Raw genomic sequence first — 23,760 nt, forward strand, 5'->3', positions numbered from 1 at the left:
GCTGCTGGCCGCCGGCGCCGGCAACCTGGAGGGCTCGGCGTCGTTCCGGCTCACCATGCGGGTCGCCATGCCCGGCGGCGACGGCCGTCCCGCCCACCGGATGGACATGACCGGCGTGTGGGACGCGCGGCGGCCCGCGGGCCGCATGGACGGCGTCCTCAGGGACGCCCGCGCCACCGTGCTGTCGATCGACGGCACAGAGTACGTCTCGCTGCCGCCCGCGCTGCAGCGCCGGACCGGCCGCAGCTGGCTGCGCGCGGCCCGCGGCACCCGCACCTTCGCCGGGTTCTCCGACCCGCACCGTGTCGCGATGGTCCTGCGCGCCGCGACGCGTCCCGCCGCGTCCGGCACACCGGGCGGCATCTGGCACGTGCGGGGCGAGATCGACCGGGACGCGGCGCTCAAGGCGAGCCCCGACCCGGCGCTGAAGGAGTTCGTGCGGCTGCTGCCGTCCCGGACCGGCTTCGACCTGTGGACCGACGACGCCGGACGGCCCGGCCGGGTGCGGCTCACCCTGCCCGCCGGAGGGCAGGCCGGGGCCGGGTCCGGCGGGACGTCGGGGAAGAAGGCGTCCCAGGCCAAGACCGTCCAGGGAACGGTCGAGCTGTCGGCGTTCGGCGCCCGGCCCCAGGTCGCCGAGCCGACGGCCGCGCAGATCCTCACCTCCCCTCCCGAGGGGACCAGGTGACGGCGCCCGCGACCGGTCCGGGGACCGTGCCGCGCGCACCGCGCTCGGCGGCCCGCCCGGACGCGCCGGGCGGACCGCCAGGCCAGCGTCCACCCGAGCCGCGTCGCTCCCACTACGGACGGCCGGCGGCGGCCGTGGCCTTTGCCTCTCTGTCGTCCCACCCACCCAGAAAGGTTGCCGAACACCGATGACCCGCCCCTGTACGCCCATCCCCCACCCCCGAGGAGGACCCCGATGAGAAGGATCGCGCGCCGCGGCGTCGCCTCCGGAGCCGCAGCGCTGCTGCTGGCCTCCGGTGCGGTCGCCGTGGCCAACACCCAGGCGGCCGCCGCCGCGGGCTGCAAGGTGAGCTACACGGTCAACCAGTGGGGCACCGGCTTCACCGCGAACGTGGCGATCACCAACCTGGGCGACGCGCTGAGCAACTGGACGCTGGAGTGGGACTTCTCCGGCGACCAGCGGATCACCGGCAGCTGGAACAGCTCCTACACCCAGTCCGGGCAGCACGCCACGCTGAAGAACGCCTCCTACAACGCCGCGCTGGCGACCGGCGCCACGGTCACGCCCGGCTTCCAGGCGACCTACTCGGGCACCAACGCGATCCCGACCACGTTCAAGCTGAACGGCACCACCTGCACCGGCACCACCACCCCGACCGACCCGCCGACGGACCCGCCGACGGATCCGCCCACCGACCCGCCGGCCGGCAGCCGCGTCGACAACCCGTACGCGGGCGCCAAGGTCTACGTGAACCCCGACTGGGCGGCCAAGGCCAACGCCGAGCCCGGCGGCAACCGCATCTCCAACCAGCCCACCGGCGTGTGGATGGACCGCCGGGCCGCGATCGCCGGCACCTCCGGCGCCCGCGGCCTGCGCGCCCACCTCGACACCGCGCTGCAGCAGGGCGCCAACCTCATCCAGGTCGTCGTCTACAACCTGCCCGGCCGTGACTGCTCCGCGCTGGCGTCCAACGGCGAGCTGGGGCCCAACGACCTGGCCACCTACCAGTCCGAGTTCATCGACCCGATCGCGGCGATCTTCAAGGATCCCAAGTACGCCAATCTGCGGATCGTCACGGTCGTCGAGATCGACTCGCTGCCCAACCTGATCACCAACGTGTCGCCGCGGCCGACCGCCACCGCCAACTGCGACACGATGAAGGCCAACGGCAACTACCAGAAGGGCATCGCCTACGCCCTGAAGACGCTCGGCGCCATTCCGAACGTCTACAACTACATCGACATCGGCCACCACGGCTGGATCGGCTGGGACGACAACTTCGGCCCGACCGCCGACCTGCTCGCCCAGGTCGGCCGCGACTCGGGCGCGATGTCGAACGTGCACGGATTCATCACCAACACCGCCAACTACGGCGCGACGACCGAGCCCTACTTCTCCATCAACGACAACATCGCCGGCAAGTCGGTGCGCGAGTCCAAGTGGGTGGACTGGAACCGCTACACCGACGAGCAGTCCTACGCCCTGGCCATGCGGCAGCGGCTCATCCAGGCCGGCTTCGACAGCGGCATCGGCATGCTGATCGACACCTCCCGCAACGGCTGGGGCGGCTCCGCCCGCCCGACCGGACCGGGCCCCCAGACCAGCGTGGACGCCTACGTCGACGGCGGACGCCTGGACCGCCGCATCCACCTGGGCAACTGGTGCAACCAGAAGGGCGCCGGCCTCGGCGAGCGCCCGAAGGCCGCCCCGGTGGCCGGCATCGACGCCTACGTGTGGATGAAGCCGCCGGGCGAGTCCGACGGCGCCAGCAAGGAGATCCCCAACGACGAGGGCAAGGGCTTCGACCGGATGTGCGACCCCACGTACACCGGCAACCCGCGCAACAACAACAACATGTCCGGCGCGCTGCCCGACGCGCCGCTGTCCGGGCACTGGTTCTCCGCCCAGTTCCAGGAACTGATGCGCAACGCCTACCCGCCGCTCCCCTGACCCGGTGAGCGCATGACCAAGGGCCCGACGCGTCCCCCGCGTCGGGCCCTTCCGTCCGTTGATACGGTCGTCGTATGAGCGACCGGGGGGCCGACGCACCGATCGCCGGACGGCAGAACGCGCCGAGCGCGCACCAGCTCCACCTGTTCCTCACGCTCGCCGAGGAGCTGCACTTCCGCCGCTCCGCCCAGCGGGTCTTCATGTCGCAGGGAGCCTTCTCCCAGCAGATCAGCGCGCTGGAGCGCCGGCTGGGCGTGCCGCTGGTCGAGCGGACCACGCGGCGGGTGTCCCTCACCCGCGCGGGCGCCGAGCTGGTGCCCTACGCCCGCGCGGTGCTCACCGCGTTCGACGAGCTGCGGCAGGCCGCCGAACGGCACCGGGACGCCGCCGCCGGACGCGCGGTCATCGGCGCGTCGGAGGCGGTCACCGCGATGCCGCCCGTGCCGGCGGTGCTGAACGGGCTGCGCGAGCGGCTCCCCGGCCTGGACATCCGCGTGCTGCGGACGGGGTTCGCCGAGTCGCCGCAGGCGGTGCTGAAGGGGGAGGTCGACGCGGCGCTGGTGTTCCTGCCGGTGCCCGCCGGGATCCGCGCGCTGCCGCTGGCCACCGGGCCGCGGTGCGCGGCGATGCCCTCCGACGACCCGCTGGCCGGCAAGGACGCGGTGTCGCTGGCGGATCTGGCCGACCGCCCCGTCGTCGGCCTGTCCCCCGGCGTGCCCAGGGTCTGCCGGGACTACTGGTCGGCCGATCCGCGGCCCGAAGGCGGGCCCGTCCGCCGCACCTCCCACCGCGTCACCGACCTGGAGTCCCTGCTGTCGCTGGTGGCGCTGGGCGAGGGCATCGGGTTCGTCCCGTCCCTGGCCCGCGAGATGTATCCGCGGCCGGGCGTGTCGTACGTCGACGTGACCGACCTGCCGCCGTGGACGAGCGCGCTGGCGTGGCTGCCCGAGAACGGCGACCGTCCCGCCGTCGCGGCCCTACGCCAGGCCGCCCGCGCCGCCCTGCGGGAGTCCGGCGGCGCCCCGCTCCACGTGTGACGGGAACAGCCATTCGAGCGCGTGCAGGCTTTTGCGCAGGTACTTCTCGTCGCCGGTCTCGATCCCGAACGCCATGTCCTCCAGGACTCCGCACCGGGCGTAGAACACCGCGCGCTCCGCGGGCTCGCCGCTTCCGTACCCGCGCAGCGCCGCGTCGAGCGCTTCGGGCCCGAGGTCCCGGTACAGCTTGCCGAAGTCGACGGCCGGGTCGGTGATCGCCGCGTCGCTCCAGTCGATGACGCCGGTCACGCGCGCCCCGTCGGCGAGCACGTGCTCGATGCCCAGGTCGTTGTGGGAGAACACCAGATCCGTGCTGCCCTCGGGCGGCGGCGCCGCCAGGAACCTCTCCACGCCCGGACGGTGCTTCTCGGGCACTTCCTCGGCGAGTTCCGCGTACGTCTCCGCGGCCTCCTGCAGCCATATGTCCGTCGGCTCGTCGTCCACCTCGGCGAATTCCGACACCCGGCTCACCGGCACGTCGTGCAGGGCGCGCAGGAATTCACCGAGCACTTCCGCGACGGCCGCCCGCGGCCTTTCCACGTTGATCAACGGAACGCCGGGGAGTTTGGCGTACGCCAGGCATCCCAGTTCCGCGGCGACGAATTTCGGTTCGGGAACGGGCAGCGGTGAGATCCCGGCGACGAAGCCGAGCAGCGCGGCCTCCCGCCGCGCCTTTCCGGCCCGGCTCTCCGGGTCGTCGTCCTTGGCGAACCGCACGATGAGCTCGCCGTTGACCTCGTAGGCGACGTTGTCCTCGCCCTCACCGAGCGCCGCCACCGATTCGACCGGATATCCGGGCAGGTGCTCGCCCAGCACGTCACGAACGTCCACGCCGCCCATTGTGTCGTTTCCGGTCAGCGGGGTGCGCCGAGGCCGTGCAGGAGGGTGTCGACGATCCGGGTGGCGAGGGCGTCGATGTCGCCGTCGGGGGCGGTGCCGCCGTGGGTCACCTCGCCGATGAGCGCGTAGTAGCAGCGACGGGCCCACTCCAGGTCGACGTCGGCGCGCAGCAGGCCCTCGGCGCGGGCGCGCCGGAAGAAGCGGTCGCAGCGGTCGATCACGTCGGCGTGCACGCGGGCGATCTCGGGGTTGGCCGAGGCGGCGGCCCGGGCCATCGCGTAGTTCCAGTCGAGCTTGACGCGCAGCACGCTGGCGGTGACCCGGTGCAGCACGACCAGCGGCGGGGCCGAGTCGGAGATCTCGACGGCGGCGGCGAACTGCTCGGTGGCCCACGCGGTGAGCGCCTCGATCAGCGCCTCGCGGGTGGCGAAGCGCCGGTGCACGGTGGTACGGGCGACCCCGGCGGCCTCGGCGATCTGCTCCATGGTCGCCGCGGGGTCGGCGGACAGCACCCGCTCGGCCGCCTCCAGGATCGCCCGCACGGTCCGCTCGGCGTCGGCGCGCAGCGGCTTGCGAAGGTGCTGTGACGTCACGCGACCAAGACTAGCGCGTGGCCGTTGCGACCCGACTTGCATCATCCATGTTGCAAGTTCTACGGTGATGGCGTCTTCAGTGATGCAGATGGGAGCGAGTCATGGATTTGCGGCTGGACGGCAGGACCGCGGTGGTCACCGGCGCGAGCAAGGGGATCGGCCTGGCCACGGTCGAGCGGCTGACCGAGGAGGGCATGCGGGTGGTGGCCGCCGCGCGCACCGTCACACCCGAGCTGGAGAAGACCGACGCGATCACCGTCACCGTCGACCTGTCCACCCCGGACGGGCCGCGGCGGCTGATCGAGCGGGCGCTGGACGAGCTGGGCGACCTGGACCTGCTGGTCAACAACGTCGGCGGCGGCGACGGCGGCAGCGGCATGACCGCGGGCTTCCTCGACCTGGACGATGACCTCTGGCAGGCCACCTTCGAGCTGAACCTGTTCGCGGCGGTGCGGGCGACCCGGGCCGCGCTGCCGAGCCTGCTGCGTCGGCGCGGCGTCATCGTCAACGTCTCGTCCGTCGGCGCGCGCCTGCCGCACACCGGGCCCATGCCGTACACGACGGCGAAGGCGGCGCTGACGGCGTTCGGCAAGGCGCTGGACGAGGAGTTCGGGCCGCAGGGGGTGCGCGTCGCCACCGTCTCCCCCGGCCCGGTGCGCACCGCCATGTGGGAGTCGCCGGACGGCTACGGCGCCGAGCTCGCCAAGGCGCACGGGATGGAGCGCGAGCAGCTCGTGGCCGGGATGCCGCAGGTCATGGGCATGACCACCGGCAGGATCACCGAACCCGGGGAGGTCGGCGCGCTCATCGCCTACCTCGCCTCGCCGCTGGCGGCGAGCATCGCCGGCGCCGACGTGGCCATCGACGGCGGCGCCCGCAAGACCGCCTGACCCGGCCGGCGTCGAACGCCCCGGACATGACCGCGCCCCCTCGCCGCGACGGCGAGGGGGCGTTCCCGGACGTGGGTCAGGACGGGGGTCAGATCTTGCCGACGCCGGCGCCCGCCGTGACCGTGGCCTTGACGTTGGCCGCGTTCTCGCGGGTGTAGGAGTACGGGATCGCCGCCACCGAACCGGGGTTGCGGGTGACGATCGCACCCGAGTTCACGAAGTGGTTATTGGCCTCCCGGATGTTGCCCTCGTCCGAGTCGCCCTCCTGGATGGAGGTGGGACGGCGGACGTTCTCGAAGTAGTTGCCCTCGACGAACACGCCCGCGCCCATGGTGGACGCGGCGCCGTAACTGCCGATGTTGCTGTAGTAGTTGTTCAGCACGTGCACCGGGTTGGCGAAGCGCACGCGCGGGTGGCGCTGGTTGGTGCCCTGGAACCAGTTGTGCACGTAGGTGACCCGCAGGTGGCCCCGGTCCTGGGAGGCGTTGTCGTCGGAGTGGCCGACCAGCGAGGTCTTGTCGTGGTCGTGGAAGCGGTTCCACGACACGGTGACGAAGTCCGAGCCGCGCTTGATGTCGAGCAGGCCGTCATTGGCGCCCGACAGGTCGTTGTGGTCGATCCACACGTTGGTCGAGCCGTCCTGCAGGTTGATGGCGTCGTCGCCGGCGCCGGTGAAGGTCAGGTTGCGGATGATGACGTTACGGACGCCGTCGATGTCCAGACCGCCGCCGGTGATGCGGCCGTTGGTGCCCACACCGACGATCGTCTTGTCGGACGCCACGTCCTGCATGCCCGACAGCGAGATGGTGCCGTTCACCTGGATGACGTACCGGCCGGACGCCTTGGCGTACTGCAGGAACTGCGAGGCGTTGGTGACCGTCACCGTGGTGCCGCCGGCGCCGCCGGTGGTGCCGCCGTTCTGGGCGGCGTAGCCCACGGGGCTGTTCTCCGCGGCGGCGGCGACGGGACCGGCGTTCAGTTGGGCCTCGGCCGAGCCGTAGGAGCCGGCGGCCACGGTGACGCCCGAGGCGACGACGGATGCGGCGGCGAGACCGAGCACGGTCCTTCTCATGGGGGTTCCTCCTCGTGGCGGGATGCTCAGCGGACGTAGACCGACGGCTGAGCAGGGGCGGACATGCGGTCGCCGATGAAGAAACTGGGGTGGGGCGGCTGGTTGTAGGCGGTGTTCTGCCAGGCCAGCGCGACGCGGTACTGCGTGTCGTGCTGCAGGGTGTAGATCTTGCGGTCGGTGACGTCCCGGGTGGTGTGGATCCGCAGCCGCGTGTTGTCGCCGGTGCGCCAGACGACCTCCTCGCGCCAGTCGCCGAGCAGGTCGCCGGACAGCGCCGGGGTGGCCTTGGTGCCGTTGTTGGACGCCACGCCCGACCCGGTGAGCAGGCGGGTGTCGCCGTTGGGGCCGTACTTGTCGACGTGGGTGCCGTCCAGCAGCTCGCGCACCGGGTCGGCGTCCCACCACACCAGGAAGTTGATCGACGAGGGCTTGCGTCCGGCGTTGTTTCCGGTGACGCTGCGCAGGTTCGCGTCGGAGGCCGACCAGAACTCCGCGCCGACCCGCCCGTTCCAGATGTCGCCGGCGACGCCGCGGCCGTTGTCGCAGCACGCGGGCGTCGACCACAGGATCTGGCCGGTGCGGGCGTCGGCGTACCAGGAGGAGGGCTTGGCGGAGTCCTCGTCGACCTTGAAGTACTCCAGGCCCGGACGCGCCGGGTCGAAGTCGCCCAGGTGGGCGGCGTCGCCGTGGCCGTTCCTGGTGGTCCACAGGCCGTTGCCGTTGTCGTCGACCGCCATCGCGCCGTAGACGATCTCGTCGCGGCCGTCGCCGTCGACGTCCCCGACGGTCAGCGCGTGGTTGCCCTGGCCGTCGTAGCCCTTGCCCGCGTTGGTGGAGCTGTTGGTGTCGAACGTCCAGCGGCGGGTGAAGCGCCCGTCGCGCCAGTCCCAGGCGGCGATGACCGTTCGGGTGTAGTAGCCGCGGGCCATGATGAGGCTGGGCCGGGAGCCGTCCAGGTAGGCGGTGCCCGCCAGGAAGCGGTCCACGCGGTTGCCGTACGAGTCGCCCCACGACGCGACGCTGCCGCGCGGCGGGACGTAGTCGACGGTCTGCATGGCCGCGCCGGTCTGCCCGTTGAACATGGTGAGGTACTCGGGCCCGGTCAGGATGTAGCCGCTGGAGTTGCGGTGGTCGGCGGACGCGTCGCCGATGACGCGGCCGGTGCCGTCCACGGTGCCGTCGGCGGTCTTCATCGCCACCTCGGCCCTGCCGTCGCCGTCGTAGTCGTACACCTGGAACTGGGTGTAGTGCGCGCCCGCCCGGATGTTGCGGCCCAGGTTGATCCGCCACAGGCGGGTGCCGTCGAGGCGGTAGGCGTCGATGTAGACCGGGTCGGTGACACCGGACTGGGAGTTGTCCTTGGCGTTGGCGGGGTCCCACTTGAGCACGATCTCCTGCCGCCCGTCGCCGTCCAGGTCGCCCACGCTGGCGTCGTTGGCGCTGTAGGCGGACGAGGGCGGCTGGATCGGCACGTCGAGATAACCGTCGCCGAACCGCAGCGACGCCTCGGACGCCGCCCCCTCGGCCCCGTTCACCACCGGCCGCACCGTGTAGGTCGCGTCGGCGGCGGCGCCCGCGTCGTAGTAGTTGGTCGAGCCGGTGACCGACGCGATCCGCGTGGAGCCGCGGTACAGGTTGAACGTGGTCTCCGCCGGGTCGGTGCCGAGCAGCCGCCACCCGACGTAGTTCCCGTTACCGGACCGGACGCTGATCAGCCCCCGGTCGAGATCCTCCACCTGCCGCGCCACGGCGGCACGTCTGTCGAGGTGGATCGCGGGCTCGCCCGGCACCGCCACGGCGGTGGCGGCGACCGCTGCGGCGGCCAGGGCGACCGATGTCAGCGGGGTGGCGACGCGGCTGCGGGCGTAACGTCCGCGGGGTGGACGAGTCACGGCTCCTCCCTTGCGGTGGCCCCGGGCGGCGCTCGCACCGCCCTTCCGGAAAGGGCTTTCCCGACCGTAGTCCCCCCACCCCCGCGCGGCCTCGCCGCTTTCACACTTCTTTCACGCCCACCCCGGCGACCTGCCAATACGCCCGAAAACTTTTCGAGACGCGCCCCGTCTGCCACGGGGACATGCGCGACCGCGGGAAAGCCATTCGAACGTGTGGTGGCCGCGGCTGCTCGGCCACCGGGTCTGGGGGCTGCCTCGTATCCTGAAACGTGTGCTGCCGAATGTGGATATCGAGGGCGAGAAACTGAGCAGGCTTGTCCCGGCCGCCGCGACCGAGCCGGACGCAACGGTGCCGCAGCTCCCCGGCGGCCCGCAACGGCACTGAGCCGGCGATGACGAAAGCGGGTGGCGGTGGCCCGCGACCACGCGGCACGTGGTGGCGGGAGGGAGCGATCACGGCGACGGCGTTCGTGGTCTGTCTGCTCGGCGGGCTGGTGCAGGTCGACAACACGCTGTCACCGCCGCCTGCCGCCGCCTACCTCGTCGCCGTGGTGTCCTGTGCCGTGCTGCCGGTGCGGCACCGGGCGCCCCTGGCCGCCATGGCGGCCACGACCGCGATCGGCATGCTGGTGCCGCTCCTGGGCCTCGTGCTGACCCCGCTCATCGTGGCCCCCGCCGTGATCAGCGCCTACTCGCTCGCCGTGCGCACCGAAGGGCGCGTGGCGAGCGCGGTGTCGCTCGCCTCCGCGACGCTGCTGGTCGCCTCCATCCCCTTGTTCGAGGCCCTCTCGTGGCGGGACGCGAGCAGGATGGGAGTGGTGGCGGCGTTCCCGCTGGTGGCCGGCATCCTCGGTCACTCGACGCAGAACCGGCGGGCCTACCTGGCGGCTGTGGAGGAGCGGGCCCAGCGGGCCGAGGAGAGCCGGGACAGCGAGGCGCGCCGGAGGGTGGCCGAGGAACGGGTGCGCATCGCCCGGGAGCTGCACGACCTCGTGGCCCATCAGATCACCCTGGCCAACGCGCAGGCCACGGTCGCCGTCCACCTCTTCGACACCCGCCCGGAGCAGGCCCGCAAGAGCCTGAAGGAGCTCGTCGAGACCACCGGCAACGCGCTCGACGAACTGCGGGCCACGGTCGGTCTGCTGCGTCAGTCCGGGGACGCGGCCGCGCCCGCCGAACCGGCACCCGGGCTGTCCCGGCTTCCCACGCTCCTCGAGTCCTTCCGCCGCGCGGGTCTGGAGGTGTCGGTGCACCAGGAGGGCACGGCCAGGCCGCTGCCGCCGGGGGTGGACCTCACCGCCTACCGCATCGTCCAGGAGGCCCTGACCAACGTGACCAAACACGCCGGTACCGGTAGCGCCCGGGTGCGCCTCGTCTGGAACCGCGATCGCGTGACCATCACCGTCGCCGACGACGGAGGGGACGGACCGGGCGCGTCCACGGTGCCGGACCGTCCGCCCGGTTACGGTCTGATCGGGATGCGTGAACGTGCCACCGCGGTCGGGGGGCACCTCTCCGCGGGCAGGCGCCCGGAGGGCGGCTTCCTCGTCTCCGCCCAACTGCCCCTCCGGCCCGCCAAGGACACGACGCGGACGACTGACGGAGCAACGACCGTCGACGGACGGACGGGCGACGGTGAGGCCGGGGAGGCGCCGTGACGCTCCGGGTGCTGCTCGCCGACGACCAGGCCCTGCTGCGCGGCGCCTTCCGGCTGCTTCTCGACTCCGCCGACGACATCACCGTGGTCGGCGAGGCCGCCGACGGCGGGGAGGCGGTGCGGCTCACCAGGGAGCTGCGCCCGGACGTGGTGATCATGGACATCCGCATGCCCGAGGTGGACGGTCTCACCGCCACGGCGGAGATCTGCGCGGACCCGGAACTGCGTGCCAGCCGCATCCTGATCCTCACCACGTACGAGACCGACGAGTACGTCGCCCAGGCGCTGCGCGCGGGGGCCAGCGGCTTCATCGGCAAGGGCATCGGCGCCGAGGACCTGCTGGACGCCGTGCGTACGATCGCCAACGGCGACACTCTCCTGTCCCCCGCCGCGACCCGCTCCCTGGTCGCCCGTTTCCTGGCCACTCCGGACGGCGCCCCCGCGCACCACCACGAACGGCTCGCCCTGCTCACCCCGCGCGAACGCGAGATGGTGGCTCTGGTCGCGACCGGTCTGTCCAACCAGGAGATCGCCGAGCGGATGTTCCTCAGCCCCTTCACCGTCCGCGCCCACGTGCAGCGCGCCATGACGAAACTGGAGGCCCGCGACCGGGCGCAACTCGTCGTCATCGCCTACCGGACGGGCCTGGCCCGCGCCGCCCCCGACGGCGGCACCGACCGGCTGTCGTAGTCCGATCGGCCTTCGCCTGGACGAAGCCGCGGCCCCGGACGGCCGCCAGGCTCGGAGAACCGCCGCCTGGCGACCGCCGCGATGTGGGCCGCGTCCTCTCGACCGGCGGAGCGTACGCACCGCCCTCGCTGAGCCGGCAGCCGTATCAGGTCAGGGCGCCGGGACGAACTCGGGCAGCGTAAGGGCCGAATGGGCCGGTCGTGCCGTCGCGGAGGGCATGGTGACGAGGTCACGCAGCATGGTGTTGCGTTGCTCCAGGGCCCGCGCCGTGGTGGGGAAGAGTGTGGCCTCACCGTTGTCGACCAGTGCCTGATTCATGGCCACGAACCCGCGGACGTCGCGTTCGTAGGCGGCGAAGGCCGCGGTGTGGTCCCGGTTCGCGGACAGGGCGTTGGCGAGCATGTAGGCGCCGACCAGAGCAAGGCTCGAGCCTTGTCCGGTGAGGAACGAGGGCGCGTACGCGGCGTCGCCGACGAGCGCGACGCGGCCGCTGGACCAGTGGGGCATGCGGATCTGACCGACCATGTCGACGAACAGGTCGTCCGCGTCGCGCATGGCGTTGACCATGCGGGGAATCTCCCATCCCGCGCCTGCGAAGATCCTCGCGACCAGGTCCCGCTGGGCGTCGGGGTCCCGGAGGGCATCGAACGGCGGTTCTGGTTGGTGGAAGTTCAGGAAGGCGTGCAGTTCGTCGTTGTCCCCGACGGCGTAGAGGGCCGCGGCTTTGCCCGGGGTGTTCCACAACATGAGCTCGTGGGAGAGCCCGAAGGTGTTCGGCATGGTGAATATGGCGAAGCAGTACCCGAGGTAGCGGTGGAACTGTTCTTCGGGGCCGAACAGGGACTCCCGGGTAGGTGAGTGCATACCGTCGGCGCCGACCACCAGGTCGAACGTGCGCCGTCGCCCACTGTGGAAAGTGACGTCGACCCCTTGTTCCGACTGGTCGAGGGTGTCGATGGAGTCGTTGAACAGGAATTCCACGTCGTCGCGGACCATCGCGTAGAGGATCGCGGCCAGATCCCCACGACGCACCTCGAGGTCCTGCCCCTCGACACTGCCGGCGACGGCGTGCGGGTTGAGCGAGGCCACTACACCGCCCTCGGCGTCGAGGAAAGTGCAGCGACGCGAGTCGATGTGCGCGTCCCGCAGTCGCGGCAGTATCCCCATCCGCCGGACCACCTCTATCGCGGTACCGCGGATGTCGATCGGGTAACCGCCGTCGCGCAGTGCGCCTGCCTTCTCCACCACTGTGACCGTGAATCCGGACCGGTGCAGCCAGTACGCCAGCGCGGGTCCGGAGATGCCGGCCCCGGAGATCAGAATTTCGCGCTTGGCGGTGGTGCTCACCGTCATCGGCAGACCGGTGGGTGTCATTTCTGGGTTCCCTTCTTCGCGACACGAACAACGAGCAGGGACAGTGCGGCGACGAGGCCGGCGACGGCGAAACCCGTGACGAAGGCCGATTCGGCCGGCCGGCCCGTCATCGGGTCGGCCCCGGCGGCGAGGATCGCGCCGCCGAGCTGGACGCCCAGGGCGACGCCGATCACGCGTGTCACCACGAGCAGGCTGGTGGCGATGCCGGTCTCCCTGGCCTCGACGGCGGTGGCGGTGCCGGCGAGCAACGCCGTGGTGCCGACGCCCGCGGCGAACGCGGTCAGGACCTTCGCGAGGGCGAGCTGCCATGCCGCGGTGTGCAGCGACGCCAGGGCGATCATCGTGGCCGCCGTGACGACGGAGCCCACGATGACCACGGCACGCGGCCCGAACCGCCGCACCGCGATCCCGCCGACCGAATCGCTCACCGCCCCGGCGATGGCACCGGGCATCAGGAACAGCCCGATGTCGGTGGTGCTGATTCCGAAGCCGTATCCGTCGGCCGACACCGCGAACATCTGCGGGATCAGAAAGACCACCATCCCGAAACTCGTGGTGATGACGAAGGTGAGCACGCTCGCACTCCACATCGCGGGCTTCGCCAGCATTCGCAGATCGACCATCGGCGAGGCCGCCCGGCGCTCGACGGCCACCCATCCGGTCGCGAGGGCGGCCACGACCACCGCGATGGCACCGACCGCGAACGGCGGCAGGTCGGCGCTCGTCACCGTCACGAGCCCGAGCATGACCGCGAGCAGCGTGCCGCTCAGCAGGACCACGCCGGGCCAGTCGATCCTGTCGTCCGATGGGATCGGTGGGTCATGCGGCATCAGCCGGGTCACGGCCACCGTGGTTGCGATGATCGCGATCGTCGGCAGCGCGAACATCCAATGCCACGACAGTCTTTCCGCGATCGGCCCGGCGACCAGCGTTCCCACCATGCCGCCGCCCGTGAACAGCGCCATGACCAGCCCGATCGCCACCTGCGACCGTCCGGGCGGGAGGTGTTTGCGCACCAGGATGAACGAGAGGGGCAGCGCACCCACCATGACGCCCTGCAATACCTGACCGAGCAGCAGCACCGGCAGGTTCGGCGCCAGCCCGGCCAGCAGACCACCGGCCGAGACCACGGCCATCAGCCGGACCAGCACCCGCTTTCCGCCGTAGCGGTCGCCGAGTTTGCCTGCGATGGGTGTGACGACCGCGCCGGTGATGAGCAGCGTGTTGGCGACCAATGCCCCTTCGGCGGGACCGACCCCCAGCTCACGTTGCAGCAGCGGGAGCGCGGGCTCCACCACCGACTGCAGGGCGCCGAGGGCGAGTGCCAGGATGCCGAGGCCGCCGATCGACGGTCTCCCGATGCGGACCGGAGGGGAGAGCACAGTTTCGGACATGCATGTCCTTTTCATCGGAGGTTGCCAGCAAGCGCGTGGACCTGCTTGATGCGTGCGCTGCTCTCTCGTGGCGCAGCGCGAGATTCACGCGCCTCCCACACTCCCCTCCGGCACCCCCGCCGGGCATCGTCCCCCGCCACCGTCTAGATCTGGTGCACCCGGACCAGCCACTCACGTGTCCTGGTGCCTATGCACTACAGGCCGACTGGGACCTCACATAGATCGACCCCCGAGATCATTCGCGGTGGGTTCCGGGCCGGAGACGGACCGGAGACGGACCGGAAGCGTCCCGCCATCGCAGGGACCGCCCGCCAGGTCGACGTACACGAGGCAGTCGCTCATGGGAGCCCGCATCTCAGCCTCAGCCGACGCTCCGGAGAGCCGTAGGATCCCGGGATGAGTGACGATGAGTGGAATCACATCATCCGTTCGGCGAAGCAGGGCGAGTCCGGCCCTTGGACGTGCCCTGAGTGCGACGAGTACGCCGTCGAGTTGGGTCAGCGGTTCAAGCAGGGCCACGTGGTGGAGCACACACTGATGTGCCTCGCCTGCCAGGCAGAGGTCGTTGCACCTGCCTGAACTCGACCGTACAAGGACACGGCGTCCCTGCCACGGGCATCGAAAGGCGAGGTGCCGCGCCTTCAGAGCTGCGGCGGCCCGGCGTGGCGCCGGGCCGCCGCAGAGACACCCCGTCCTCCCCGGGCACCGGCCGCCGGATTCCCGCAGGCCGGTCTACACGGCCAAGGGCCGTCGCCCCGCGCGGAACGGCGTCTCATCGGCCTGCCGGTTACAGCGGACGGGGGCGGGTGGTGAGACCGCCGCAGCCGATTTCGCTGGCGGTGGCCGGGGTGTTGCCGGACGCCGCCAGGGCCTCCAGGCGGATGTAGCGGGCGGTGGAGGGGCGGAAGGTGATCTGTTTCAGGGTGTGGTCGGCCGGCCAGTCGCCTTGGGCGACGGGGCGGAAGGTGCTGCCGTTGGTGCTCACCGTGATCCGGTAGGACGTGATGTTGCCGTCGGTGTGGAAGTCCTCCAGGACGAAGTCCGTGCGGGTGTCCTGGCGGGGCAGGTAGGTGAGGACGTCGATGCCGGAGTAGACGCGCCCCAGGTCGAGGGTGACGGATTGCGGGGACGTCTTGGTGGGGGCGGTGTCGGACGTCCACAGTGTTTGGTCGGCTTGGCCGTTCCAGCCGAAGTCGCTGTGGCCGTCCACGGCCCGGGTGGCGTCACCGCTGGTGGCGGTGGCCGCTGCCGGGGTGAGCGGGTGCATGACCGCGTCGGGTTGGGGTGGGAGCGGCGGGCGGGTCCGGTCGGGCCTCCAGCGTCGTCCCACGTCGCGGAGGGTCTGGACGACGGTGTCGTCCAGCAGGCCCTGCGGGTTGGGCGGGCAGTTGAGGATGAAGGTGCAGTACCGGGCTTCGAGTGTTTTGAGGTGACCGTCGACGATCTGCTCGACGCTGAGGAGGTTCGTCGGCGTCGACCGGTGCCAGAACCAGCCCGCCGGGGCGATCGTCTGCCCCTGGGAGGCGGCGTAGAGGTTGCCGGGCGGGCAGAACACCCCGCCCTTGGTCTCCTCGATGAACAACAGTTCCGAGTGCCAGGGGACGCTCAGCCCGTTCAGGTCGAGGACCAGGCAGTCGGGCTGCAGTGACGCCACGTGCTCGCGGATCTCGTGGAACGGCAGCGACTGGTGGCCGAACGCCCAGTGCCAGGCCCAGCCGTCGAAGATCAGCAGCGGGATGGGCCCGTAGCCGGTGAGCAGCTCGGTGAGCTGGTTCTTGACGAACGCGATCGCCTCGGGGGTGATGGGCGGACGGTCGTCGAAGCCGGTGGGGCCGACGCCGTTCGTCCGGTCCCAGATCGAGAAGTACAGGCAGGGTGCCAGGCCGCGCGAGCGGAACGCCTGGACGTACTCGCGCACGATGTCGCGTCCCCGTGCCGGGCTGGACGCCACCGAGTAGGCGGTGTGCTTGGACGGCCATAGGCAAAAGCCGTCGTGGTGTTTCGCGGTCAGCACGCCGAACTTCATGCCTGCGGACTTGGCCGCGTCCGCCCACTGGCCGCAGTCGAGGTGCGTGGGGTTGAAGGACTGCGGGTCCTGTTCGGGCTCCACCCATTCGGCGTCGTGGTAGGTGCCCATGTTGTAGTGCAGGAACATGCCGAAGCGCCAGTCGACGAAACGCTTCTGCAGGGCGTAGCGGTTGCCCCGCGACCCGATCGTCGCCTGGGCGGGGGCGGGCGCGCCGAGGAGCGTGGCGGCTCCGGCGGTGGCGGTGGCCGCGCCGAGGAAGGTGCGGCGGTTGAGCTGCGTCATGAGGTCCTCCCGGGTGAGGGGACGTCGTTGACGGGGACGCCGCCGCGATGGGCGGCCACGGCGTTCAGGCTGATCGGGCCGACCGTGGCCTGACCTTCGGCGACCACGGCGAGGGCGAGGGTGTTGGCGCCGCGCTGCCGCAGGATGCCGGCGGGCAGGGTGAAGTCGCGCTGCGGTCCCCCGGTGACGTACTCGCCGAGGTTCCAGCCGTTGACGTAGATCAGCACGCGGTGTTCCGCGCCGTTTCCGCCGCCGAATCGCAGGGTCAGCGGGACGTCGTGGCCCTTGGGCAGGTCGAGCCGGAAGCCGCTGCGGAACCACGTCACGCCCGGGCCGACCTGGCGCGCGGCCGGGGACGCCGGCGTCCACGAACGGTCGGCGAAGCCGGGCAGGTGCCGGCCGGTGCGCTCGCCGTACAGGCCGCCGTTGTTGAGCGGGCCGCGGACGCGGTCGGTCTTCGCCGTGCCCTGGATCTTCCAGGCGATCGGGCCGGCGCCGGCGACGGACGCGCCGACCAGGCCGCGCGGCTGCTTTTGCCGGGTGTCCTCGGCCGTCCAGTCGTCGTTGTGGCCCATGTTCTCGACCAGGACGGACAGTACGGCTGTTTCGCCCTTCTTCAGCAGCCCGGACGGGACGGTGAAGTTCCCGGGGCCGGGGTCGGGGTTGATGGGGGCGTCGGAGTCCTTCTGCTCGCCGCCCGCGGCCGAGCCCAGGTAGCGGCCGTTGAGCCACACCTGGTAGATGCCGCCCTTGCCGGTGATGGCGTTCAGCCGCACCTCGCTCTCCTCGCCGGTGGCGGTGAAGCGGCCCCGGTACCAGACGTGGCCGTGGTGGTAGCCGTAGTCGTCGGCGTACAGGACGGGCAGGGTCTTCGGCTTGATGGGGCTGACGGTGGTGGTGCGGTCGGCGACGGTCCAGGTCCGGTCGTCGAAGCCGGGGGCGGCCTCGGGCGCCTCGGAGGCCGTGCGCCAGCCGGTGAGCTCGGGCAGCCGGACCTTGGCGGGCCCTGGCACGCGGCCGATCACCGTGCGGTCGGAGGTGTTTCGGGTCGGGACGGGGGCGCCGTTCACGGTCATGCGGGACGCGTTCGTGAACACCTCGACGTCGGTGGCCCTGTCGGTGTCGGCGCGCAGGTGGACGGTGTTTCCGGTGATCTTGGCGGAGCGCACCAGGGTGCCGCCCCGCACCAGCAGGTCGCCGGACTTCCAGAACTTCGCGGCCTCGGCCTCGGTGCCGAGCAGGAGCAGCAGCGGCCGCCGCCCGCCGCCCGTGATCAGTACGCGGGCGAGGCCCCGGTGGTCGTAGTCGAGCTGGAGGTTGCCGTTGCCGTCGTAGGTCGAGCGGACGTCGCCGTCCAGCACCTTGACGGTCGGCTTGGACGTGTAGCGCAGCACGGTCATGCCGGGGACGTCCTCGGTGCCGTAGAGCACGGCGACGTCGCGTCCGCCGGCGGTGGTGTGGGTGAGCAGTTCGGAGCTGGAGACCGCCAGGCGCTGGCCGCCCATGTCGTACCCGGCGACCAGCACCTTGGCGTCACGTCCCTTCACCCGCACCGGGACCTTGTAGGTGCCGTCCGGCGCGTTCCAGGTGAGGTCGGCGGACGCGTCGGCGTCGGTCTTGCGGTCGGGATGCCGGACGAGCACGAACTGCGTGCGCGTGTCGGGGTTGGCGCGGGCCTCGGTGTGCACGGCGGCGTCGTCTGACGACGGCGCGGCCGCCGGGTCGGTCTTGGTCAGCGGCGCGACCGTGGTGGTGAACAGCCCCTGCCGCTTGAACTCGTCGTACTTGCCGGTGAGCTGCCGGTTCTCGGTGATGGCGGCGCCGTAGTCGTAGGAGGTGTAGACGTCGTTGGGCTGGGCGAGGCGGCCCCAGTTCGTGCCGCCGAACGACATGTAGTAGCCGAACATCGTCGCGCCCGAGGTGATCAGGTTCGACTTGTAGTACACCTTCATGAAGTTCGGGCCGGTCAGCTCGCGGCAGCCCTCGCACCCGGCCTTGTTGCCGTCGATCGCCCCGGCCTGGTACTCGGCCGCGTACACGGGGGCGTCGTCGCTGAGCCGTTCGGTGACGCCCTCGCCCCAGGTGCCCCACACGTCCGGCTCGCGGCACTCGAACGCCTGCGGGTAGTCGTCCACGCCGGGGATCTGCACCGCTCCCTGCCCGGACGCCCACGTCGGCGTCCACGACGCGTCGCAGCACTGGTTGTGGGTGATGGGCACGTCGATGCCGGCGGCCCGCGCCTGCTTCTGGACGTCCTGCATGTAGGCGGCGTCGGTGTTGGCGGCGTACTCGTTCTCGGCGTTGTAGGCGATCACCGAGCCGCCGCGCGTGAGCTGGTGCCGGGCGATGATCGGGTTGATGTGCGACAGCCACTCGCGGTAGGCGCGGGTGTAGCCGGGGTCGCTGGAGCGGGCGCGTCCCGGCACGTTCTTCAGCCAGGCGGGGAAGCCGCCGCCGGTGGTCTCGGCGTTGATGTACGGGCCGGGACGCGCGACGACGTACAGGCCCGCCTCCTCGGTCATCCGCAGGAGCCGGTCGACGTCGCGGACGCCGGTGAAGTCGTACACGCCGGGCGCGGGCGAGTGGTAGCCCCAGTGGAAGTACAGCGACACGCCGTTGAACCCGGCGGCCTTGATCTTCTCCAGCACGTCCCGCCACAGGTCGGGACTGGGCAGGCGGAAGTAGTGGAACTCGCCGCTCCACAGCAGCACGCGCCTGCCGTCGACCATCATCGAGTACCGGTCGTAGGTGACGCGGTGCGCGGGCTTCCCGGCGGTCGCTGTTTCGGCTGTCTTCTCGGTGGCGGCGGCGCCGGTGGGCGCCCAGAGGCCGCCCGCCGCCGCGAACGCGGCGAGCAGGACGGTGAGCTTCGTTCGGGGACTTCCTGGCATGTCGGCGTCCTTCCAGGAGGGGGTGGACCCGGAGGAGACGGACGGCGCCCCGCCCCGCGCGAGGCGGCGGGGCACCGTCCGTGGATCGGCGGATTACCTGGTGAAGGAGAAGGAGCTCAGCCGCACGTCGCCGCGGAACACCAGGTACACGTCCTGGCGTCCGGTGGCGCCGGAGATCGGCGCGGTGAGGTCGCGGTAGGCGTACTTGTCGCCGGTGGACGGGACGGTGATCGTCCCGGCGCGGCGGCCGTCCGGCCCGCCGAGCCGGACCTCGATCGTCGCGTCGCCCACGTCCGCGCGGGACGCCCGCGCCGTGATCCCCGTCACGCCGCGGCCGAGGTCGGCGCCGGCGAAGGAGATCCAGTCGCCGGAGCCCGCGCCGACCGCGTCGCCGCGCACCTTGGACTCGTCGACCAGCTCGGCGCCCTGCTGGTCGTCGAAGTCGGCGGCGCGGGTGGACTTGGCCAGGTCGCGGGCGGGGATCGTCTCGCCGCGGACCTTCAGCGCGGCGCGCTGCCGGATGTCGGCCGACGACGCCCCGATCAGCACGTCGTGCGCGGCCTTCTCGACCGTCCACTTGTCACGGGTGACGTCCCAGTGGCCGAGGTCGGCGGCGCGCAGGGTGAGCGTCACGGTCTTCGTCTGGCCGGGCGCCAGCCGCACCTTCTCGAACGCGCGCAGCTGCTTGACCGGCTGCTTCACCCGCGAGGACTTCTGGTGGGTGTAGAGCTGGACGACCTCGTCGGCGGTGCGCTCGCCGGTGTTGGTGACGGGGACGGCGACCTTCACCGTGCCGTTCGCCGCGACCGAGTGCGCGCTGAGCTTCGGCGTGCCGTACCGGAACGAGGAGTACGACAGCCCGTACCCGAACGGGTAGAGCGGCTTGCCCTTGAAGTACAGGTACGTGCGGTCGTTCTTGATGATGTCGTAGTCGAGGATGTCGGGCAGGTCCTTGTCCGACCGGTACCAGGTCTGCGGCAGCCGCCCGGACGGGCCGGCGTCGCCGAACAGCACCGAGGCCAGGGCGTTGCCGGTCTCGGCGCCCGCGTGGCTGGTCCACAGCAGGGCCGGGACGTTGTCCTGCTCCCAGTTGAGGGTGGTCGGGTAGCTGTTCTCCACCACCACGACCGTGTTCGGGTTGGCCTTGCGCACGGCCTTGACCAGCTCGGACTGGGCCCCGGCCAGCGCCATGGAGGCGCGGTCGTGGGCCTCCCGGCCGTTGATGAACGGCATGCTGCCGACGACCACGACGGCGGCGTCCGCGCCGGTGGCGGCCTTGACCGCCTCGTCCACGCCGCTGCGCAGCACCTCGCGGGTGAAGCGGGCGGCCTCGGCCTTGGTGCCCAGCGCCAGCCGCCCGTCGGCGGCGGCCTTCAGGTAGTTCTTGTCGGGCTCGCCCCAGCTCTCGTCCTTCTCGTAGCCGGTGTAGCGAACCAGGTAGGACCCGTCGTCCTGCTTCTCCAGGTCGAACATCTGCTGGACGAACCAGCCGTTCGGCTGCGCCTGGTCGTTCTTGAAGTTGTCGCCCGACCGGCCCACGATCTTCCCGTTGGCGACGTTGCGCAGGGTGAGCTTGCCCTGCCCCCAGTCGAACACGTCGAACTGGGTGGTGGCGTCGGCGGTGGTGGCGCCCAGCCTGAGGAAGTCGCCCTCGGCCGTGCCGCCGCCGGTGATGTAGCGGCCGGTGGCGGTGTCCTTGAGCGCGACGCGGTCGGCGGCCTCGGTGCCCGCGACGGTGCCCCTGTTGCCCAGGCGGTTCTTGATGCCGTCCAGCGGGGTCACCCGGTACGGCAGGGCGCCGGAGTACCAGTCGGTGTAGAGCGTGTTGGCGAGCGGGCCGACGACGGCGACCTTCTTGGTCCGGCCCGCGTCGAGCGGCAGCGTCCTGCCCTGGTTCTTCAGCAGGACCATCTGCTCGGTGGCCGCCTGCCGGGCCAGGGCGCGGTGCGCGGGGCTGTCGACGACGTTCTTGCCGATCCGGCCGTACGGGCCGCCGTCCGGGTCGAACTCGCCGAGCCGCACCCGCAGGTTCAGGATGTGCCGCACGGCCCGGTCGACGTCGGACTCGGCCAGCAGGCCCTTGGACAGCGCCTCCTTGACGGCGTTGATCGTGATGGACGAGTTGGTGTCGTCCACGGTGAAGCTGTCCACGCCCGCCTTGATGGTGGCGGCGTCGGCCTCGGCCAGCGTGCCGTAGTAGCGCTGGGAGTTGACCAGGTTGTTGGGGCCGCCCGCGTCGGTGACGTTGAACAGCGGCTTGGTGGCCCACTTGCGCACCAGGTCGTTGACGTCGGAGTGCGCCGTGGCCGGGCGACCGTTGATGAGGTTGTAGGCCGTCATGACGCCGGTCGCCGCGTCGGCCTGCAACGGCTGCTTGAACGGGACCTCGTCGTACTCCTTCTTCACCCGGGGGCGCAGGCTGGAGTTGGTCTGGTCGCGGCGGACCTCGTTGTTGTTGGCCATGTAGTGCTTGAGCACCGGCGCGGCCTTGAGGTACCTGCCGTCCTCGCCCTGGACGCCCTTGCCGTACGCGGTGGCCAGGGCGCCGGTGAGCAGGGCGTCCTCGGAGTAGCCCTCCTCGTTGCGGCCCCAGCGCGGGTCGCGCAGCAGGTTCACCACCGGCGCCCACAGCTGCAGGCCCCAGACGTCGGAGTTCTCCTTGTTGTAGCCGCGGGCCTCGTCGCCGACCGCCGACCCGACCTTCTTCAGCAGGTCCGGGTTCCAGGTGGCGCCCAGGCCCACCGACTGCGGGAAGACGGTCGCGGTGGCGGTGCGCACCGCGCCGCCCGCGTTGACGTCGGTGGACCAGGCCAGGCCGTGCAGGGCCTCGGTGCCGGTCTTGAACCGCTTGATGCCCAGCCGCGGGATGGCCGGCTGGTACTGGTGCAGCAGCGACACCTTCTCGTCGAGCGTCAGCCGCTTGAGCAGGTCCTCGACCCGCGCGTCCACCGGCAGGCGGGGATCGCGGAACGGCAGGGTGTCGCGCGCGGCCGCCGGTGCGGCGGTCAGCCCCACCGAGGCGACCCCGGTGACGGCGGTCAGGGCCGCGGCGACCACGGGGATCAGCGGCCGCCGGAAGCGGCCGGGCGAACGGGTACGTCTGGACGACCATGGACGGGTGATCGGCACCACGCCTCCTCGACTCGTGCGACGATCAGGAAATTCGGCCCCATCCCCCGAGGTGTGCGGTTGTGCGGTTGTGTTCGGTTGCGTGCGGACGTGTTCGGTCGTGTCGGGCGTTCGACGTCCGGGTCCGGCGGCGCCGCCCGCGCCGTCCGCACCGACGAAATCGAAGCGCTTCGATTGGCCGACGGGATCGCTTGTCCCAGGTCCTCCTAGCGGTGAGCGGATCGAGCGGTGAGCGAGCGGGAGATCGGTCAGGACGGGACGGGCGCGGGCGCGCTGCTGGCCCGCGCGGTCAGCCGGGGCGGCACCAGGGTGGCGGCGGGCACCCGGTCGCCCTCCAGCTTGGCCATGAGCAGCTCGACCGCCTGCCGCCCCACCTCCTCGGCCGGGACGGCGACGGACGTCAGCGGCTGCTCGGCGTGCTCGGCCACCTCGTCGGGGCAGATCGCGACCACCGACAGGTCGCCCGGGACGCGCCGGCCGGCGGCGCGGAACGCCCGCACCAGCGGGTCGACGATCGGCTCGTTGTGCACCACCACCGCGGTCGGCCCGTGGGCGTCGGCCAGCAGCCGGGCGGCCAGCGCGCGGGCCGCGTCGGCGGTGGCCTCGCAGGGGTGCAGCGCGCCGGTCATGCCGCGCTCGGCCACCGCCGCGTGGAAGCCCTCGGCGACGCGTTCGGCGTAGCCGCTGCGCCGCCGGTAGACCTCCGGCGGCGAGCCGACCAGCGCCACCGAGCGGTGCCCCAGCTCGGCCAGGTGCCGCACGCACGCCTCGGCGGCGGCACGGAAGTCCAGGTCGATGCAGGTCAGGCCGGTCGCGTCGGCCGGGAACCCGATGAGCACGCTGGGCCGGTCCAGGGTGCGCAGCAGCGGGACGCGCGGGTCGTCCATCTGCACGTCCATCACGATCAGCGCGTCCACCAGCGCGCTGTCGGCGACCCGGCGCAGCCCGTCCACGCCCTCCTCCTGGGTGAGCAGCAGCACGTCGTGGTCGTGCCGCCGGGCGGTGGTGACGGCGGCGACGGCGAACTGCATGACCACGGGCACGTGGATGCCGCTGCGCAGCGGGATCATCAGCGCCACCACGTTGGACCGGCTGCTGGCCAGCGCGCGGGCGCCCGCGTGCGGCCGGTAGCCGAGCTGGCGGATGCTGGCCAGCACCCGCTCGCGGGTCTCGGCCGAGATCGAGCGCTTTCCGCTCAGCACGTAGGAGACCGTGCTCGGGGACACCCCGGCATGGCGCGCCACGTCAGTGATCTTTACCACGTGCCGTCCTCGTCTGCGGATATGTGAAGCGATTCGATTCTGGAGAGGATAGCGGCCGGTTCAGGGCGGCTCCCGACCGCGCGGCGGCGG

Annotated in this window: 17 protein-coding genes; 7 read left to right on the top strand and 10 right to left on the bottom strand. The window is 71.6% G+C overall.

Translation table 11 applies throughout. The features are described from left to right. The 3 genes from ABD811_RS34135 to ABD811_RS34145 form a co-directional block, all read left to right on the top strand. The coding region (locus ABD811_RS34135) for a hypothetical protein (protein ID WP_344956025.1) at window positions 1-688 on the top strand (688 nt) is incomplete at its 5' end. Between the two features lie 234 nt (window positions 689-922). Continuing rightward, window positions 923-2,638 carry a glycoside hydrolase family 6 protein gene (locus ABD811_RS34140; RefSeq protein ID WP_344956027.1) on the top strand — a complete coding sequence of 572 codons (1,716 nt, stop codon included), beginning with the start codon at window positions 923-925 and terminating at the stop codon, window positions 2,636-2,638. Window positions 2,639-2,712: 74 nt separating this feature from the next. Then, complete coding sequence (locus tag ABD811_RS34145) at window positions 2,713-3,675, top strand: LysR family transcriptional regulator (protein ID WP_344956029.1); 963 nt, start codon at window positions 2,713-2,715, stop codon at window positions 3,673-3,675. On the opposite strand, the gene ABD811_RS34150 is transcribed toward ABD811_RS34145, so the two are convergent. Together ABD811_RS34150 and ABD811_RS34155 are read right to left on the bottom strand one after the other, a co-directional pair. Further along, entirely contained in the window at window positions 3,616-4,506 is an 891-nt protein-coding gene (locus tag ABD811_RS34150) for a phosphotransferase family protein (protein ID WP_344956031.1), read from the bottom strand. The genes ABD811_RS34145 and ABD811_RS34150 overlap by 60 nt on opposite strands. A gap of 23 nt (window positions 4,507-4,529) precedes the next feature. Further along, the gene (locus ABD811_RS34155) at window positions 4,530-5,108 is read right to left on the bottom strand and encodes a TetR/AcrR family transcriptional regulator (protein WP_344956033.1); all 579 of its coding nucleotides are present in this window, start codon (window positions 5,106-5,108) and stop codon (window positions 4,530-4,532) included. Between the two features lie 101 nt (window positions 5,109-5,209). On the opposite strand from ABD811_RS34155, the gene ABD811_RS34160 reads away from it, so the two are divergent. Continuing rightward, a complete protein-coding gene (locus tag ABD811_RS34160) occupies window positions 5,210-5,998 on the top strand; it encodes an oxidoreductase (protein WP_344956034.1) in 789 nt (262 codons plus the stop codon). A gap of 88 nt (window positions 5,999-6,086) precedes the next feature. On the opposite strand, the gene ABD811_RS34165 is transcribed toward ABD811_RS34160, so the two are convergent. Together ABD811_RS34165 and ABD811_RS34170 are read right to left on the bottom strand one after the other, a co-directional pair. Next, window positions 6,087-7,070 carry a pectate lyase family protein gene (locus ABD811_RS34165; RefSeq protein ID WP_344956036.1) on the bottom strand — a complete coding sequence of 328 codons (984 nt, stop codon included), beginning with the start codon at window positions 7,068-7,070 and terminating at the stop codon, window positions 6,087-6,089. A 26-nt stretch (window positions 7,071-7,096) separates the two neighbouring features. Continuing rightward, window positions 7,097-8,962 carry a rhamnogalacturonan lyase gene (locus tag ABD811_RS34170; RefSeq protein WP_425549489.1) on the bottom strand — a complete coding sequence of 622 codons (1,866 nt, stop codon included), beginning with the start codon at window positions 8,960-8,962 and terminating at the stop codon, window positions 7,097-7,099. A 392-nt stretch (window positions 8,963-9,354) separates the two neighbouring features. Here ABD811_RS34170 and ABD811_RS34175 point away from each other — a divergent pair, with 392 nt between their 5' ends. Then, complete coding sequence (locus ABD811_RS34175; RefSeq protein WP_344956038.1) at window positions 9,355-10,620, top strand: sensor histidine kinase; 1,266 nt, start codon at window positions 9,355-9,357, stop codon at window positions 10,618-10,620. Then, a complete protein-coding gene (locus tag ABD811_RS34180; protein ID WP_344956039.1) occupies window positions 10,617-11,309 on the top strand; it encodes a response regulator transcription factor in 693 nt (230 codons plus the stop codon). The genes ABD811_RS34175 and ABD811_RS34180 overlap by 4 nt, the downstream gene beginning before the upstream one ends. 150 nt (window positions 11,310-11,459) lie before the next feature. Here the strand turns inward: ABD811_RS34180 and ABD811_RS34185 are convergent, their stop codons facing one another. Both ABD811_RS34185 and ABD811_RS34190 read right to left on the bottom strand, forming a co-directional pair. Next, complete coding sequence (locus ABD811_RS34185) at window positions 11,460-12,683, bottom strand: FAD-dependent monooxygenase (protein WP_344956041.1); 1,224 nt, start codon at window positions 12,681-12,683, stop codon at window positions 11,460-11,462. Continuing rightward, window positions 12,680-14,077, bottom strand: coding sequence for an MFS transporter (locus ABD811_RS34190; RefSeq protein WP_344956042.1), 1,398 nt, complete (start codon window positions 14,075-14,077; stop codon window positions 12,680-12,682). The genes ABD811_RS34185 and ABD811_RS34190 overlap by 4 nt, the downstream gene beginning before the upstream one ends. A 396-nt stretch (window positions 14,078-14,473) precedes the next feature. On the opposite strand from ABD811_RS34190, the gene ABD811_RS34195 reads away from it, so the two are divergent. Next, window positions 14,474-14,656: a hypothetical protein gene (locus ABD811_RS34195; protein WP_344956044.1), complete on the top strand. Its 183-nt coding sequence runs from the start codon at window positions 14,474-14,476 to the stop codon at window positions 14,654-14,656. A 208-nt stretch (window positions 14,657-14,864) separates the two neighbouring features. On the opposite strand, the gene ABD811_RS34200 is transcribed toward ABD811_RS34195, so the two are convergent. From ABD811_RS34200 to ABD811_RS34215, 4 genes are all read right to left on the bottom strand, one after another. Then, complete coding sequence (locus ABD811_RS34200; RefSeq protein ID WP_344956046.1) at window positions 14,865-16,388, bottom strand: alpha-L-fucosidase; 1,524 nt, start codon at window positions 16,386-16,388, stop codon at window positions 14,865-14,867. Continuing rightward, entirely contained in the window at window positions 16,385-19,279 is a 2,895-nt protein-coding gene (locus ABD811_RS34205) for a beta-galactosidase (protein ID WP_344956048.1), read from the bottom strand. Before ABD811_RS34205 ends, ABD811_RS34200 begins: the two co-directional genes overlap by 4 nt. Before the next feature lie 93 nt (window positions 19,280-19,372). Further along, a complete protein-coding gene (locus tag ABD811_RS34210; protein WP_344956050.1) occupies window positions 19,373-22,408 on the bottom strand; it encodes a glycoside hydrolase family 3 protein in 3,036 nt (1,011 codons plus the stop codon). A gap of 248 nt (window positions 22,409-22,656) precedes the next feature. Beyond that, window positions 22,657-23,670, bottom strand: coding sequence for a LacI family DNA-binding transcriptional regulator (locus ABD811_RS34215; RefSeq protein ID WP_344956051.1), 1,014 nt, complete (start codon window positions 23,668-23,670; stop codon window positions 22,657-22,659). Between the last annotated feature and the right edge of the window lie 90 nt (window positions 23,671-23,760).

The organism is Actinomadura miaoliensis (assembly GCF_039536785.1).
GTDB lineage: Bacteria > Actinomycetota > Actinomycetes > Streptosporangiales > Streptosporangiaceae > Spirillospora > Spirillospora miaoliensis.